Annotated in this window: 13 protein-coding genes; 8 read left to right on the forward strand and 5 right to left on the reverse strand. The window is 52.6% G+C overall.

Annotated features, from left to right (window positions below; translation table 11 throughout):
- The first annotated feature begins 246 nt into the window (after positions 1-246).
- The 3 genes from LVJ88_RS02955 to LVJ88_RS02965 all read left to right on the forward strand — a co-directional run bounded on the left by LVJ88_RS02955 (position 247) and on the right by LVJ88_RS02965 (position 2459).
- On the forward strand, positions 247-999 hold the full coding sequence (locus tag LVJ88_RS02955; protein ID WP_085418158.1) for a GNAT family N-acetyltransferase: 753 nt from the start codon (positions 247-249) through the stop codon (positions 997-999).
- A gap of 122 nt (positions 1000-1121) precedes the next feature.
- The gene (locus LVJ88_RS02960; protein ID WP_085418159.1) at positions 1122-1868 is read left to right on the forward strand and encodes a lysophospholipid acyltransferase family protein; all 747 of its coding nucleotides are present in this window, start codon (positions 1122-1124) and stop codon (positions 1866-1868) included.
- A 177-nt stretch (positions 1869-2045) separates the two neighbouring features.
- On the forward strand, positions 2046-2459 hold the full coding sequence (locus LVJ88_RS02965) for a DUF417 family protein (protein WP_054600291.1): 414 nt from the start codon (positions 2046-2048) through the stop codon (positions 2457-2459).
- Positions 2460-2615: 156 nt separating this feature from the next.
- Here the strand turns inward: LVJ88_RS02965 and LVJ88_RS02970 are convergent, their stop codons facing one another.
- Positions 2616-3605, reverse strand: a complete 990-nt coding sequence (locus tag LVJ88_RS02970) for an extracellular solute-binding protein (RefSeq protein WP_416171750.1) — start codon at positions 3603-3605, stop codon at positions 2616-2618.
- 266 nt (positions 3606-3871) lie between these two features.
- Here LVJ88_RS02970 and LVJ88_RS02975 point away from each other — a divergent pair, with 266 nt between their 5' ends.
- Positions 3872-5485, forward strand: a complete 1614-nt coding sequence (locus tag LVJ88_RS02975) for an ABC transporter permease (RefSeq protein ID WP_085418161.1) — start codon at positions 3872-3874, stop codon at positions 5483-5485.
- Complete coding sequence (locus LVJ88_RS02980; protein WP_085418162.1) at positions 5482-6519, forward strand: ABC transporter ATP-binding protein; 1038 nt, start codon at positions 5482-5484, stop codon at positions 6517-6519. The genes LVJ88_RS02975 and LVJ88_RS02980 overlap by 4 nt, the downstream gene beginning before the upstream one ends.
- An 89-nt stretch (positions 6520-6608) precedes the next feature.
- On the opposite strand, the gene LVJ88_RS02985 is transcribed toward LVJ88_RS02980, so the two are convergent.
- Positions 6609-7235, reverse strand: coding sequence for an alpha-ketoglutarate-dependent dioxygenase AlkB family protein (locus LVJ88_RS02985; protein WP_054600276.1), 627 nt, complete (start codon positions 7233-7235; stop codon positions 6609-6611).
- 443 nt (positions 7236-7678) lie between these two features.
- On the opposite strand from LVJ88_RS02985, the gene LVJ88_RS02990 reads away from it, so the two are divergent.
- From LVJ88_RS02990 to LVJ88_RS03000, 3 genes are all read left to right on the forward strand, one after another.
- Entirely contained in the window at positions 7679-9826 is a 2148-nt protein-coding gene (locus LVJ88_RS02990) for a right-handed parallel beta-helix repeat-containing protein (protein ID WP_085418891.1), read from the forward strand.
- 194 nt (positions 9827-10020) lie between these two features.
- Positions 10021-12846 (forward strand): valine--tRNA ligase, encoded by a 2826-nt coding sequence (locus LVJ88_RS02995; RefSeq protein ID WP_085418890.1) that lies wholly within the window; start codon positions 10021-10023, stop codon positions 12844-12846.
- A 141-nt stretch (positions 12847-12987) separates the two neighbouring features.
- On the forward strand, positions 12988-13158 hold the full coding sequence (locus tag LVJ88_RS03000; RefSeq protein WP_096777409.1) for a lipoprotein signal peptidase: 171 nt from the start codon (positions 12988-12990) through the stop codon (positions 13156-13158).
- Between the two features lie 17 nt (positions 13159-13175).
- Here the strand turns inward: LVJ88_RS03000 and secB are convergent, their stop codons facing one another.
- From secB to recJ, 3 genes are all read right to left on the reverse strand, one after another.
- Positions 13176-13610: a protein-export chaperone SecB gene (gene secB / locus LVJ88_RS03005; RefSeq protein WP_054600279.1), complete on the reverse strand. Its 435-nt coding sequence runs from the start codon at positions 13608-13610 to the stop codon at positions 13176-13178.
- 48 nt (positions 13611-13658) lie between these two features.
- Positions 13659-13925 (reverse strand): glutaredoxin 3, encoded by a 267-nt coding sequence (gene grxC / locus LVJ88_RS03010; protein ID WP_054600280.1) that lies wholly within the window; start codon positions 13923-13925, stop codon positions 13659-13661.
- A gap of 169 nt (positions 13926-14094) precedes the next feature.
- A complete protein-coding gene (recJ, locus tag LVJ88_RS03015) occupies positions 14095-15810 on the reverse strand; it encodes a single-stranded-DNA-specific exonuclease RecJ (protein WP_085418889.1) in 1716 nt (571 codons plus the stop codon).
- Positions 15811-15881 lie beyond the last annotated feature (71 nt).

The following is a 15881-nucleotide window of genomic DNA, read 5'->3' on the forward strand; positions in this document are numbered from 1 at the left end:
ATTATGAGCAGATTTTTTCTCCGTATAAAGGTTTGCCGCAATACGGCGCAAAGAATGTTGCAGCCTTGCAGATTGCGGTGTTCGCCCGAGCGGATGGGAACGCTTTTCAGGCAATATGCGGCAAATTGCGCTTTCAGACGGCCCCGTTCCGGCCAAGACGTAGATAAACATAAGATATTGCTTATGGAAAAAGTAAAAAACACTCTGCTATACTAGCGGGCTTACTTACTGACTATGAGAGCTTGTATGCCCCATAAAAGCCGTTTCAACACCACCGGCCCCAAAATCGGCCTCAGCGTGCGATTGGCGGAAAACCAACAAGAAATCGAAGCCGCGCAACGCCTGCGTTACCAAGTATTCGCCGAAGAATTGGGTGCAGACATTCAAAGCGGCAACGGTTTGGATGTGGATGAATACGACGAACACTGCCACCATTTGCTGGCTTTCGACGATGCCACCGGCGAAGTCATCGGCTGCTACCGCCTGATTACCGAAGAAAGCGCCCGAGCCGTAGGCTCGTGGTACAGCGAGCACGAATTCGACCTTTCCCCTTTGAAAGACATTCTGCCCCAAACCGTAGAACTCGGCAGAGCCTGCATCCATCCCGATTACCGCAACGGCGGCTTGATTATGCTTTTGTGGTCGGGTTTGGTGAAATTCATGCGCGATGAAAACCTGCGTTTTATGATCGGCTGCGGCAGCATCAGCACCGTCGACGGCGGCCACGAAGCGGCCGGCCTGTATCACGCTTTAAAAGAAAAGCATTTGGCGCCTGCACAATGGTGCGTGCGTCCGCTCAATCCCCTCAAATGGGACGAACTGAATCCCGTTGAAAATCCCCCTTGCCCGTCGTTGATTAAAGGCTATTTGAACGCCGGTGCCTGGTTTTGCGGCGAGCCGTGCGTCGATGAAGCATTCAACTGTGCCGATGTGTTGATTCTGATGGACATCAACCGCTTAAACGACCGCTATCTCCAACGCTTCGCCCCGCGACTTTAAAATAAATCGATCAGGCCGTCTGAAAACCCGCTGGAGGGTTTCGCTAAAGCGAACGATGCAGGCTTCGCTAAAACTTCTTATTCAGACGGCCTGCTGATGTATTGCACACACACTTCAATAATATGAAAACCTTACGCACTGCTTTCCGACTGTTCTGCATAGCCGGCTGTTTGCTTTACGGCATGCTGGAAATGTTTTTCCTGTTTCCTTTTTACAGCAAGCAACGCAAACTGCGCGCCATTCAATTGTGGTCGCTGCGCGTGCTCGCCTCTTGCGGGCTGAAGCTCAAAACCTACGGCAACCTGCCGAAAGAAGGGCAGGGGCAGATGATGATCTGCAACCATATTTCATGGCTCGATATTATGGCCATTAACGCTGCTTTCCCCGGCCGTTTTGTGGCTAAAGACGATGTGGCCAAATGGCCGGTTGTCGGCTACCTCGCCACACAGGCGCAAACGGTTTACGTTACGCGCAACAAAGGCACCGAAGGCAACAGCCGGAAAATCCGCCATGTTACCGAGGCGTTGAAAAACGGTGACACGGTTACTCTGTTTCCCGAAGGCACGAGCAGCGAAGGCCGCGAAATTCTGCCGTTTAAAACCAGCTTTTTTCAGGCGGCCAATGAAGCGGGCGTGCCGTTTATTCCGGTGCTGTGCCGCTATCCCAATCCGGACGGCAGCAGCCCAAACCCGGCCATGGCGTACTACGGCGACATCAGTTTGGTGGAATCCATTCGCATGATCGCTTCGCAGCCGGACGGTACGGCAGAACTTCATTTTCTCGACCCCGTGCAATCGGGTGCGGACAGGCAGGAAATCGCCCGCCATATCCATCATCTGTTGAGCGAAAAACAACGGGAACTGGGGTAATCTTATTGGTTATATCGAGGCCGTCTGAAATATTTTTTCAGACGGCCTTTGCGTTGCGGGCAGCGTTGGGTTTGCCTTGGTAAAAGTTAAGTTAATTGATTATAGGTGTAAGTTTCGGGCACGGGATGCGTCCATGTCAGTAGATAGATTTTTTAACCGGTTATTTAGGTGATCAAAATGGAAAAACTGATTCAAACATTCCGACAATCGAATTTTGATATTGCTGCCCTTCGCGCCGGAGTATTTCTGGTTTTTTTGGTTTACGGCATTTTCAAATGGATGCAGTTTGAAGTGGACGCTTTGGAAGCCATGCTGCCGAAAACTTGGTTGGGCTTTCTTTATCCGCTTTTAGGCGCGCACGGTGCCAGCTATCTGCTCGGGGTGGTAGAAGCTGTGGCTTATATTTCGCTGTTTTTAGGTTTTTTCAAACCGCGCCTGAGCATTGCGGGCGATGTTCTGGTTATTGTAACCGGCTTGGTTACGTTGAGCCTGCTGTTGCAGATCGGCTTTAACGGTTTTGTGTTTAAAGATGTGATGCTGATAGGTGCGGGTTTGGTGTTGTTGAAACACGATTTGGGCAAGCCGGCGTAGCCTGCAAGAAGACTTTTGCACAGGTCGCAACCTATTGGAAACCTATGGAAAAGGCTGAACTTTGCGTCAAACAAAGTTCAGCCTTTCGGTTAGTGATGAGGGCTGTCTGAGCGTTCAGACGGCCTGCTCGATCATCGCCTTGTATTACAGAAACGGTTATTTATAACCGGCCTGTTTCATCAGCATTACGGCTTTTTTCTGATTGCTGCCGGCTACCGATACGTTGATCACGTCTTGTTTGAATTTGCCCCATTTGGCCACTTTCGGATCAGGATTGATTTTCGGGTTGGCGGGGTATTCGTGGTTCAGGTCGGCAAACAGGTTTTGCGCTTCGCTGCCGCTCAACCATTCGATGAATTTCTGCGCTTGGGCGGCTTTTTTGGTGTGCTTGGTCACGCCCGCGCCGGATACGTTGACGTGTGTGCCTTTACCTTGTTGGTCGGCGAAGAATACGCCAATGGGCAGGTTGGGCTGTTTGTCCATCAGGCGGCCGTAGTAGTAGGTGTTGGCAATGCCCACGTCGCAACGGCCTGCGCCGATGGCTTCAAGCATGGCAGTGTCGTTGGCAAACGGCTCGGTGGCCAAGTTGTTGACCCAGCCTTTCACGATTTGGGCGGTTTTGGCATGGCCTTGGTTGGCAATCATGGTGCCGACCAAAGATTGGTTATAGACGTTGTTGGACGTGCGCAGGCACAGGCGGCCTTTCCATTTCGGGTCGGCCAGATTGGCATAGGTGGAAAGCTCGGAAGGCTTCACTTTTTGAGTATTGTAGAAAATGGTGCGGGCGCGTACGGAAAGGCCGAACCATTGGTTTTTCGGGTCGCGCAGGTTGGCGGGAATGTTGTTTTTCAAAGTGGCGGAATTAATCGGACGCAGCAGCCCCATTTGGGTGGCTTGCCACAAATTGCCGCCGTCAACGGTGATGAATACGTCGGCAGGGCTGTTGCTGCCTTCGGCCTTGAGTTTTTCCATCAGCGGGCCGGCTTTGTCGTTCACCAGTTTGATGGTTACGCCGGTTTTCTTTTGATAGGCTTCGGCAACGGGGCGCAGCAGGTTGTCGGCACGCGAAGAATAAACCACCAATTCTTCGGCAAATGCGGGCGCTGCGGCCAGCAGGGCTACGGAAACGGCAAGTGTTTTTTTCATCATGTTTCTGATCCTCTTAAAAATTCACCACTTAAATTGAAATGAATGCAGAAGCCGGTTTTTGCGAAAATTTGATGAAATAATGAACATGGCAAATATTTCAAATTGCTTAAAACCGACCATACATTCTTGTATTGTAATGAAGTATCGTATTAAGAACAATATAAATTATCATTTATAGCGAAATTGATGCTGTTTGGTTTGCATTCCGTATAGGCTGAATAGATAATGCCGTATCACCGTTTACGAAGTGTGTTTGCCTGTTTATGAACCGTTCTTTTTCCAAACTGTTATTGCCGCGCCTGTGGTTGACGGCCTGTATTGTGCTGGTGTTGATACCGCTGGCCGTTATCGTGGCGGCATTGGGGGAGTTTGATGCCGAAATCTGGTCGTTTCTGCTCGAATACCAATTGCCCGAGCTGCTGAAAAACACGCTGTTTCTGGTGTCTGGTGTCGGCGCGGGCGTGGCGGTGCTGGGCACTTCCTGCGCGTGGCTCACCGCGATGTATGATTTTCCGCTGCGGCGTTTTTTCTTTTGGGCATTGATGCTGCCGCTGGCGGTGCCGGCGTATGTGCTGGCATTTACCCAGCTCGGTTTGTTTGACTACACCGGCCCGCTGAATACGCTGATACGCGAACGCTACGGCATCGAGCAGTTTTTGCCCGATGTGCGTAACGGTTTCGGTTTGGCGGTGGTGATGAGCCTGACGTTTTATCCGTATGTGTACCTGTTGGCGCGAAATGCTTTCGGCAGCATGGGGCAGCGGGCGTTGGAGGCGGGCGCGTCGTTGGGTTTGTCGCCGCGGCGGGCGTTTTTCAAACTGGCCTTGCCGATGGCGCGGCCGTGGATCGGAGGCGGCGTGATTTTGGCTTTGATGGAAGTGCTGGCCGATTTCGGCACGGTATCGGTGTTCGGCTACGACACGTTTACCACGGCGATTTATCAGGCATGGTTTGATTTTTATTCGCTGGAAACGGCCAAACAGCTCGCCGCTTTGCTGATTACGCTGGTGTTCGTGCTGTTGGCGTTGGAACAGCTCAGCCGCGGCAACCGCCGTTTCAATCAGTCCGGCAAGGCGCAGCAACACCGCTGCAAGCCGCTTTCAGACGGCCTCAAGTGGCTTGCAACGGCTTATTGCGGCTTGATTTTGCTGTTTGCGTTTGTTATTCCGCTGGTGCAACTGATCGTATGGGCGCACGAAACTTGGAACGACGGTTTCAACACTTCGCTGTGGCTGCACGCATGGCATTCTTTTGCTGCCAGCTTTGCCGCCGCCGTATTGGTGGCCGTCGTCGCTTTGCTGCTGGCTTTGGCCAAGCGTGCGGATAAAAGCCGTTTCGCCGCCGTTGCCGCGCGTATTGCTACGCTGGGTTACGGCATTCCGGGGACGGTGCTGGCGGTGGGGGTGTTCGTGCCGGTGGCGTGGTTCGACAATATTTTGATTGAACACCTGAATCTGCCCGAAGGCACTACCGGTATTTTGAAAGGCACGTTGGCAGTGATGTTGGCAGCGTATCTCATCCGCTTTCTTGCCGTCGGTTACGCCGCGGTGGAAGCGGGGCTGGAGCGCATCAGTCCGTCGCAAGCCGAAGCGGCGCGTTCGCTCGGCTGTACCGGCGGCGGCGTGTTGCGGCGCGTGTATCTGCCGTTGCTGAAAGGTGCAATCGGCACGGCGGTGCTGATGGCGTTTGTGGATGTGATGAAAGAAATGCCGATTACGCTGATGACGCGCCCCTATGATTGGGACACGCTCGCCGTGCGGGTGTACGCTTTCACCATCGAAGGGCAGTTTGCCAATGCCGCACTGCCCGCTCTGCTTATCGTTTTAACCGGCCTGCTGCCCGTTATCCTGTTTTCGCGCACGGAGCAAAACACATGATTTTAGAAGTTTCCCAAATTAATCTTTCTTTCGACGGCAAACCCGTGTTGCAGGATTTTGGTTTTGCATTGGAACAAGGCGAAATCGCCTGCCTGCTCGGGCATTCGGGCTGCGGAAAAACCACCGCGCTGCGCTCGATTGCAGGCTTTGAGCAGCCCGAAAGCGGTAAGATCGTGTTGAGCGGCACCACGCTTTCAGACGGCCTCACATCCATGCCGCCGCACCTGCGCCGCATCGGTATGGTGTTTCAGGATTACGCGCTGTTTCCGCATCTTACCGTCGCCCAGAATATCGCGTTCGGTATCAGCAAACAGCCTGCCGCCGAACGCCATGCACGGGTGGGCGAGCTGCTCGAATTAATCGGCTTGCCCGACTACGGCAGCCGTTATCCGCACCAGCTTTCAGGCGGACAGCAACAGCGCGTGGCTCTTGCGCGCGCTCTTGCACCCAAGCCCGAGCTGATTTTGCTCGACGAACCGTTTTCCAACCTGGATGCCGACTTGCGCGCACGCCTGTCGAAAGAAGTGCGCCAACTGCTGAAACGGGAAAACACCAGCGCGATTCTGGTCACGCACGACCAGCAGGAAGCGTTTGCGATGGCCGACAAAATCGGCATCATGCACGAAGGCCGTCTGAAACAGTGGGATACGCCCTACAAGCTCTACCATGAGCCTGCCGACACCTATACCGCCCGCTTTATCGGCACCGGCGTAATGCTGCGCGGCAAGGTTAAAAGTCCGGCTTGCGTACAACTGGCCGTCGGCGAGTTTTGCGGCACCGTGCCGTTTGCCTGCCAATGTTGCAGCGAAGTGGACGTGCTTATCCGCCCCGACGATATCGTGCACGACCACGCCAGCCCGATTACCGCCGAAGTGCTGGATAAAGATTTCAAAGGCAGCTATTTCATCTACACGCTCAAGCTCGACAGCGGCGAAACCGTTGCCGCCCAAGTGCCCGCCCACCACGACCACCCCGTCGGCAGCCGCATCGGTATCCGCATGGATTTGGAACACTTGATTGCGTTTGGCGTGTGAGTGTGCCGGGTTAAAGTTAAATAAGCGTTAGGCCGTCTGAAAAGGTTTTCAGACGGCCTAACGCTTATTTATAAAAAGGTTTCGTATAGTCAATCCAGAATGGTTCTGAAAGTCAGGCTGATTCGGGGGGCATGCACGGTTTTGCTTTTCATCACGGCATGCCGCCAATGGGTTTGCGTGTCGCCGTGCATCACAATCAGCTGCCCGTGTTGCAGAAATATTTCACGTTTTTCATGCGTTGTTTTGTGTTTGAACGCAAATTTTCGGGTTGCCCCGAAACTGACCGAAGCAATGACCGGCTCATTGCCCAGCTCGGGTTCGTCGTCGCTGTGCCACGACATACCTTCGAGGCCGTCTGAATAAAGGTTGAGCAGGCAGGAATTGAACACGGCAGGCGTGTGGGGGCGGATGCAGTCTTCAACCGTTTGTTTGATCTCCAACAGTACAGAATGCCACGGCAAAGCAAGGCGGGAAATACCCGAATAAGTGTAGGCAAACGGTTTGTCGCCATACCAAGCGGTTTGACGGGCCGTGGTAATCCGCTTGCCGTACATCAACACTTCGTCATGCCGCCACAGAATCTCTTGAGCCAGCACGGAAAAATAAACGTCGGCCTTTTCGGCAGCAATAACCGCGCCGTAGTCGTTAACCGATCCGTCGTAGGGAAGAAGATTGGCCGGTGTGTTTCTGCCGGTTGGAAATAAACTCAATGTCATCTTTATCTCTATGTTTTTAATATATTTTTTATGACGTTTAAACTCTATTATTCAAATAGGTTATTAATAAATCATAAACGAATCGTTACTTTTAGCCGGATAACATAAAGAGCCGCTGAAAAAACCTTGTTGGCAAGGCCGATTTTATGTTTAACAATATTTAACTTACGTTAATTCTGATTGGTAAATCATTTCTTTTATTCATAAATTCGGTATGCATATATATTATTTACTCAAATTGTTAACAAATAAAATTGCCGCATCATTGAATTTTGTTAACAAAAAGTAACATTTTATTATTTCATCTCAATTGGATAATGATAAAAGTATAAAAAAATATATTAAAACAAGAGGCGTCTTTTCCGATTTGGAAAATACATTATACTCTTGCCTCGCATTTATCTTTTTGGAATGAAAGATTTATTTAGGAGGTTAGATAAAAAATGTCGAAATATGTCGTACGCACACATAAAACTTACGGAAAATATGTAGATATCAGAGATTTCAAAACCAAAAACAATAGTTATGATGATGCGGTAAAAGCAGCATTGGTTGCGGCCAATAAAGAAAAAGCTGCGCTTTATATCAACGGCATGATCAGAATCACCCAAGCAATCGAAATCAACGCCGATACCAAAGATGTGAGAGGGATTTTCGGCGACGGTATGGGAAAAACCAAGATTCTGTTTACCCATACGCAAACCGGTGTGCACAATCCCGACAGTAACAGCACCGTTCCCGAAAAAGCCGGTATTTGGATCAATAAGCAAAACGGTAAATTTATCAGCGATTTGTCGATACAGTACCAGCATACCAAACCAACCGATTTCTACCGTTCCGGCCAAAGTTATTTCGGTAAAATCAACGGTATCGTCGTGAACGATTCCGACCATACCCTGATTAAAAAAGTGGAAGTTTCCGGAGCCAACCGGGCGGGGGTTTTATTTACTTCGACCGATGCGGTGTCGACAGGTGCGAAATACTCGCTGATTAACGGAAAAATTTCTGCCAACCAACTGCCCACCGGCGACAACAATAAGATTGTAGACAGCTACCTGCACCACAACCGTGTTGCAGGTATTTTAGTATCTTATCAAAAAGGTTTTGTGGCGGAGGGCAATACCTTATCTTGGAACGGCCATAAAGACGACGGCGGAACAGGTTACGGAATCGCCTTGGTGGCAGGCAGCTACAACAACGGCATTACCATTGCCAAAAACAAAACCGACCACAATTACCGCAAAGGTATCGATTCGCACGACGGCAACAACATCACCATCAAAGACAACATACTCAACGGCGACCGTATGTATGGCATTGCAGTCGAAAACCGCCAGTTCACTATGGATAAAGTAACCATACACAATAATAAAATTATCCAAGATCCTTCGTTCCGCCTGCTGAGAGACGACAATTTCGGTGTTCCGCACGAATCCAGCGACTATGCGGGTTTTCGCGGCATCAAGCTGGAAAACAAAGCGCAAGCTTGGCAAAAATTCGCCAACCCGAAAACCGGCGCGTTTGTGATTACCAACAACACCATCGAGGGTTTAACCGATAAAAACGGCATCACCCGCGGCATTGAGATGCGCAATAACGAAAAAGATGCCACTTATTCTTTGAGCATTTCCAACAACACCATCAAGGGCAATTCTTCCGACAGCTTGATCAGCGTATTCGGCAATCCGGATAATCCGGATACCAAAGCGGTTGAAAGAGGGCCGGGTTCGGGAACAATCCGTATCATCAACAACACGATGGAAGTAACCAGAAGCCACAGCGCGCCGATTTTGATTCAAGAGCAAAATACCAACGGCCGCCTGCACGGCAGAATCATGATCGAATCCAACAAACTCCATATCAAGCAGTCGAATGCCGCCACCGAAGCACTCTCTGCCGAAACCAATGCCCAGTCGATTACCGTCAACCAAAACACATTCAATTTGGGCGGCCTGATCGACAGACCGGTTATCCGCACCAAAGGTGTCGGCGGGTCGCAGAAAATCCAACTTAATGTGTCCGGCAACAAATTCGAAACCGACGGCACCGCCGCTTTTGAAAACGGCGATTGGCTGAAAACGGAAAACACAACCACCAGAATCCACAGTAACCAACACAATAAGGCAGTCGGCATTTTGGGCAACAACGGCATTACCGTTCAAGATATTGCCGCCGCCCAAAAGCTCAAGGCACTGGCGGCCAAATCCAAAGCGTCCGCCCAAGCCAAAATGCCCTCTGCCGGCATGATTCCCGAAGAGATGCAAAACGACAATCCCCATGCGGAAAATATGCCGTCTGCGGGCAAGGCCAAGCTTGCCGACATCGGCCACACCACTTTCAGCGCGTCGGCTTCTGAAAACATTCAGGTTAATCCCGCAGCTTTACGCACGGCCGGTCAGAAAACGCCTGCAAATGCGGAGCATGCCGACAAGGCAGACGGGCTGCTCGATAACCGCCAGCCGTTAAACTTGGGTGCAATCGGTATCAACGACCGTGCGGAGCCGTGGCCGGAGAGTGCGCCGGAGGTTTACACCGCCGCCAACTCTGCCGCCTATGTGCTGCCTGAAGACAATACCGTCGGCCACGTTTGATTGGAGGCGTTGCGTTAATTAGAGCATGTTGCACAAAGCATTGCGGCGGATGTTGATTGAACAGCCGCCGCAATAAAAGCTTTCAACAAACTCTTTGTGCCATGCCGGGTTCGGAGAGCAATATAGGTTTCAGACGGCTGTTTGCGTTATAATCCGTCGATTGAACATTAATTTCAGCTCATACGAAAAACATCATGCTAGACAAATACAATCCCGCCGAAATCGAAGCCAAACATTATCAAAACTGGCAGTCTCAAGGCTATTTCCAGCCTGATTTTTCCCGCACCGAATCTTTTGCCATCCAACTTCCCCCGCCCAACGTTACCGGCACCCTGCACATGGGTCATGCCTTCAACCAAACGATTATGGACGGCCTCACGCGCTATTACCGCATGAAAGGCCGCAACACCTGCTGGATTCCCGGCACCGACCATGCCGGCATTGCCACGCAGATTGTGGTGGAGCGGCAGTTGGCCGAGCAGGGTGTTTCGCGCCACGATTTGGGGCGCGAAGGATTTTTGGAAAAAGTGTGGGAGTGGAAAAATGTTTCCGGCGGCACGATTACCGAACAAATGCGCCGCATGGGTTGTTCGGCCGACTGGAGCCGCGAATACTTCACGATGGACGACGTGCGTGCCGAAACCGTTACCGAAGTGTTCGTGCGCCTGTTTGAGCAGGGCTTGATTTACCGCGGCAAACGCTTGGTAAACTGGGATCCCGTGCTCGGCACCGCCGTTTCCGACCTTGAGGTGGAAAGCGTGGAGGAGCAGGGCAGCATGTGGCATATCCGCTATCCGTTGGCCGAGAATCCTTCAGACGGCCTCATCGTTGCCACTACCCGCCCCGAAACCTTATTGGGCGATGTGGCGGTGGCGGTGCATCCCGAAGACGAACGCTATGCCCACTTAATCGGCAAAGCATTGCTGCTGCCGTTGGCGAACCGCCGCATTCCGATTATTGGCGACGAATATGTAGAAAAAGATTTCGGCACCGGCTGCGTGAAGATTACGCCCGCGCATGATTTCAATGACTACGAAGTCGGCAAACGCCACGATACGGCTTTAATCAACGTATTTGATTTGGAAGCCAAAGTTTTAAGCCAAGCCGAAGTATTCAACTTTAAAGGCGAGGTTCAGACAGGCATTGCTTTGCCCGAAGCCTACGCAGGTTTAGACCGTTTCACCGCCCGCAAACAAATGGTGGCCGACCTTGAGGCGCAAGGTTTGTTGGTGGAAGTGAAACCGCACACCTTGATGACCCCGAAAGGCGACCGCACGGGTTCGGTTATCGAGCCGATGCTGACCAGCCAATGGTTTGTTGCCATGAGCGCGAAGCCCGAAGGCGGTGAACCGGCTGGCGAGTTTGCCGGCATGAGCTTGGCCGAAAAAGCCAAACACGCGGTGGATTCCGGCCAAGTGAAGTTTATCCCCGAAAACTGGGTCAACACCTACAACCAATGGATGAACAACATCCAAGACTGGTGTATTTCGCGCCAACTGTGGTGGGGCCATCAGATTCCCGCTTGGTACGATTCAGACGGCCGCGTTTACGTTGCCCGCAATCAGGAAGAGGCGGAAAAACTGGCAGGCAAAAGCGGTTTAACCCGCGACGAAGACGTGCTGGATACTTGGTTCTCGTCTGCGCTGGTGCCGTTCTCCACTTTGGGCTGGCCGTCTGAAACCGAAGAATTGAAAGCCTTCTTGCCGAGCAACGTATTGGTAACCGGCTACGAAATCATCTTCTTTTGGGTGGCGCGCATGATTATGATGACCACCCACTTCACCGGCAAAGTGCCGTTTAAAGACGTATATATCCACGGCATGGTGCGCGACCACGAAGGCAAAAAAATGTCGAAGTCCGAAGGCAACGTGATTGACCCCGTCGACTTAATCGACGGCATCGACCTCGAAAGCCTGCTGGTCAAACGCACCACCGGCCTGCGCCGCCCCGAAAAAGCGCCGCAAGTGAAAAAAGCCACCGAAAAACTGTTCCCCGAAGGCATTCCCGTGTTCGGTACCGACGCGCTGCGCTTCACGATGGCGAGCTACGCCAGCCTCGGCCGCAGCATCAACTTCGATTTCAAACGCGCCGAAGGCTACCGCAATTTCTGCAACAAGCTGTGGAATGCCACCAACTTTGTGTTGATGAACACCGAAGAGAAAGACTGCGGCCAAGACGAAACCCTGCCGCTGGCGTACAGCTTTGTCGATCAATGGATTATCGGCCGCCTGCAACAAACCGAAGCTGCCGTTTCCGAAGCATTCGATACCTACCGCTTTGATTTGGCAGCGCAAACGCTGTATGAATTTGTGTGGAACGAATATTGCGACTGGTATATCGAGCTGGCGAAAGTGCAACTGCAAACCGGCTGCGAATCTACCCAGCGCGCCACCCGCCGCACTTTGGTGCGCGTGTTGGAAGTGGTGCTGCGCCTGATGCACCCGATTATGCCGTTCATTACCGAAGAGCTGTGGCAGGTTGTTGCGCCGCTGGCGAACGCCAAGAAAACCGACAGCATCATGCTGGCCGCTTGGCCGGTTGCCGACAACGAAAAAATCGTGCCCGCCGCGTTTGAACAAATGGCCGCGCTGCAAGACTTAATCGGCGCGGTGCGCAACCTGCGCGGCGAAATGGGCTTGGCACCGAGCGTGAAAGCACCGTTGTTTGTCGAAGGCGGCAAAGATTTGGAAGCCTTGCTGAAATATGTGCCGATGATGGCGCGTTTGACCGAAGCCAAACTGGTCGAAAAACTGCCCGAAAGCGAAGATGCGCCGGTGGCCGTTTGCCAAAATGCGCGCCTGATGTTGAAAGTAGAAATCGACAAAGCCGCCGAAACCGCCCGCCTGAACAAAGAAGCCGAGAAGCTGCAAAAAGCGTTGGATAAACTCAACGCCAAACTCAGCAAACCCGGCTACACCGACAAAGCCCCTGCGCATCTGGTCGAAAAAGACCGCGCGGAGCTGGCCGAGTTGGAAGGCAAAATGGCAAAAGTACAAGCGCAACTGGCTAAGTTGAAATAAAAGCCGGTATTTAACAAAAGGCCGTCTGAAAACCCGCTGGCGGATTTTCAGACGGCCTCAAGTTTTGGCTGGGGCTGTTTTATCCGAGTTGTGCCAAGGTATCAAGCCGCTTGTTATCCAACCAAATACAGCCTGAGACCTTTGCAAAACCCCCATCTGCGGCGCATTTTTGCGTTGTGCGCTGCTCGCTCGTTTGCCTATCTGTATGATATGTCTGCATTTGCTGTGCTGCTACGCCTTGAACTGCATCCACATCCGAACCGCTATAACAAGAAGCCGTCTGAAAAATTTTCAGACGGCTTCTTGTTATAGCGGCGGTAGGCTGCGGATTACGCGTTACCTTCTTGCGCTTGTTGATACATGGCTTCGAAGTTGATCGGAGCCAGCAGCACGGGCGGGAAGCCTGCTCGGGTAATGGTGGTGGAAACGGCTTCGCGGGCGTAGGGGAACAGGATGTTCGGGCAGGCAACGGCCAGCAGCAGTTTCACGTCTTCTTCAGGGATGTTTTCCAAACGGAAGATACCGCTTTGCGATACTTCGTTCAGGAACATTACGCGGTCGTTCTCGAGTTTGGCGGTAACGGTTACGGTTACGGTAACTTCGTGGAAACCTTCTTCCAGTTTGGCACTTTCGGTAGAAACGCGCATATCGACTTCAGGCTCGCCTTGCTCCAAGAATACTTGGGGAGCGTTCGGCACTTCTAAAGACATATCTTTAACATATAGTTTTTCGATGCTGAATACGGGTTGCAGTTCTTCGCTCATGGTGGCTCTTTCTATGAAAAGTTATGCTGCGTGTGCAGCGGGAAAGGGTTATTCGGTTTCGCCTTCCAACAGGCTTTTGAGGCCGCCGCGTTGGTGCAGTGCGTATAAGTCGGTAAAGCCGCCCACATGGGTGTTGCCGATGAAAATTTGCGGCACGCTGCGTTGGCCGGTGATTTGCTGCATTTCGGCATAGTCGGCAGGGTTTTGATCGACGCGGATTTCTTTGATTTCGCTGATGCCTTGTGATTTTAAAAACTGTTTGGCCATGGTGCAGTAAGGGCAATAGGGGCCGGTATACATGGTAACGGGCTGCATATAACGTCCTCGATGATGAATGTGCTTGTGTTAGATTTTATGCACTATATGGGCATTAAAGTGTTTTTACAAGGGTTGGGAAACCGGGTGCGGCCGTCTGAAAATTTTTAACGGAGCCCGTATCGTTCGTTTTAGCGAAACTCGCAAGCTCGTTTTCAGACGGCCTCGCTTATGCGGCTTCCCAATAGTCGATATAAAGTTGCAATTCGATATTGTTGCGCCATTCGTTGGCCACGGGGCGGTATACCGTGCGGACGCGGGTGGGAAGCTCTTCGGTGCAGCGCCAAAACATGGCTTCAAATTCGCAGCCTTCTTTACGCAGCCACACTTTTTTGTGGTTCACGCCCATAGCCTGTTGGCGGATAACGGCAAATTCGTCGGTGAAGGTCGGCGGGGCGAATCCTTGCCCCCACACTTGGCGGGCGAGGTTTTGCGCTTGTGTGAGCGTGATGTCGGCGGCGGGCAGGCTGCCGTCGGTGATGTAGGTTTGCGCCAAGTCGTCGGCATGCACCAATTCGCGTACCGTCTGCTCAAAGGCCGTCTGAAAAGCGGCAATGTTTTCTTCGCGTATGCTCAAGCCTGCTGCCATGGCGTGTCCGCCGAATTTCAAAATCATGTCGGGGTGGCGTTTGCTCACCAAATCCAAGGCATCGCGCAAATGCAGGCCGGGAATGGAGCGGCCGGAGCCGCGCACTTCGCCGTTGTCGGCAGGGGCGAACACGATGGAGGGGCGGTAGAAACGGTCTTTCAGACGGCTGGCTACGATGCCGACCACACCTTGATGAAAGTCGTTTTGATAAACAACCAAAGTGGTTTGGCCGGACGGCAGCGATTCGGGAAAGGCATTCAGCGCGTCTTGCAGCATGGATTGTTCGATTTCGCGCCGTTCGATGTTCAAATCGTTGAGTTGGGCAGCAAGGCTTTGCGCTTCGGCTTCGTTGTCGGCCAGCAGGCAGGCGATGCCGACCGACATATCGTCAAGCCGGCCGGCGGCATTGATGCGCGGGCCGAGTGCAAAGCCCATGTCGAAAGGCTGGGCTTTGCGCCAGTCGCGCCTTGCGATTTCAAACAGGGCGCGGATACCGGGGCGCATTTTCCCCGCACGCATCCGTTTCAAGCCTTGTGAAACGAGAATGCGGTTGTTGTGGTCGAGCGGCACGACATCGGCAACGGTGCCGAGTGCGACTAAATCCAACAGTTCGGCCAGATTCGGTTCGTTGAGGCCGTCTGAAAGCGAATGTTCAGACGGCCTGAACCGGCCGCGCTGCCGCAATTCGGCACGCAAAGCCATCAGCACATAAAAAATCACGCCCACGCCCGCCAAACTTTTGCTGGCAAAGTTACAGCCGCGTTGGTTGGGGTTGACGATGATGCAGTCGGGCACGGTTTCGGCAGGCAGATGGTGGTCGGTTACGATAACATCTAAACCCAATGCCTGCGCGCGTTCTACGCCGGCAATGCTGGCGATGCCGTTATCGACGGTTAACAATAACTGCACGCCTTGGGCGGCGGCGATGTCGGCCAGTTCGGGCGTGAGGCCGTAGCCGTGCTCGAAGCGGTTGGGCACTAAAAAATCGACCGAGGCTCCCATTGCCGACAACCCTTTGATGCCGACTGCACAGGCGGTTGCGCCGTCGGCATCGTAATCGGCCACGATTAAGATTTTCTGTTTGCGCTCCACCGCATCGGCCAATCTGGACGCGGCTTCGGTGCAGCGGGTGAGACTTTGGTAGGGCAGCAGGGCGGCGAGTTTGTCGTCCAACTCGGCAGGGGAGGCCACATCGCGGGCGGCGCACAGGCGGGCGAGCAGCGGGTCGGTGCCGGCCTCGATGAGGGTGCGGCAGATGTCGGGGTTAACGGTGCGGGTTTGGATTTTAACAGCCATGAAGATGATAACCGTGTGAAATCATGAGCAGCCTTGATAAACCGCTGTGGTGTAGGGTTGAGAGCGTGTTT

This window comes from Neisseria dumasiana, assembly GCF_022870885.1.
GTDB lineage: Bacteria > Pseudomonadota > Gammaproteobacteria > Burkholderiales > Neisseriaceae > Neisseria > Neisseria dumasiana.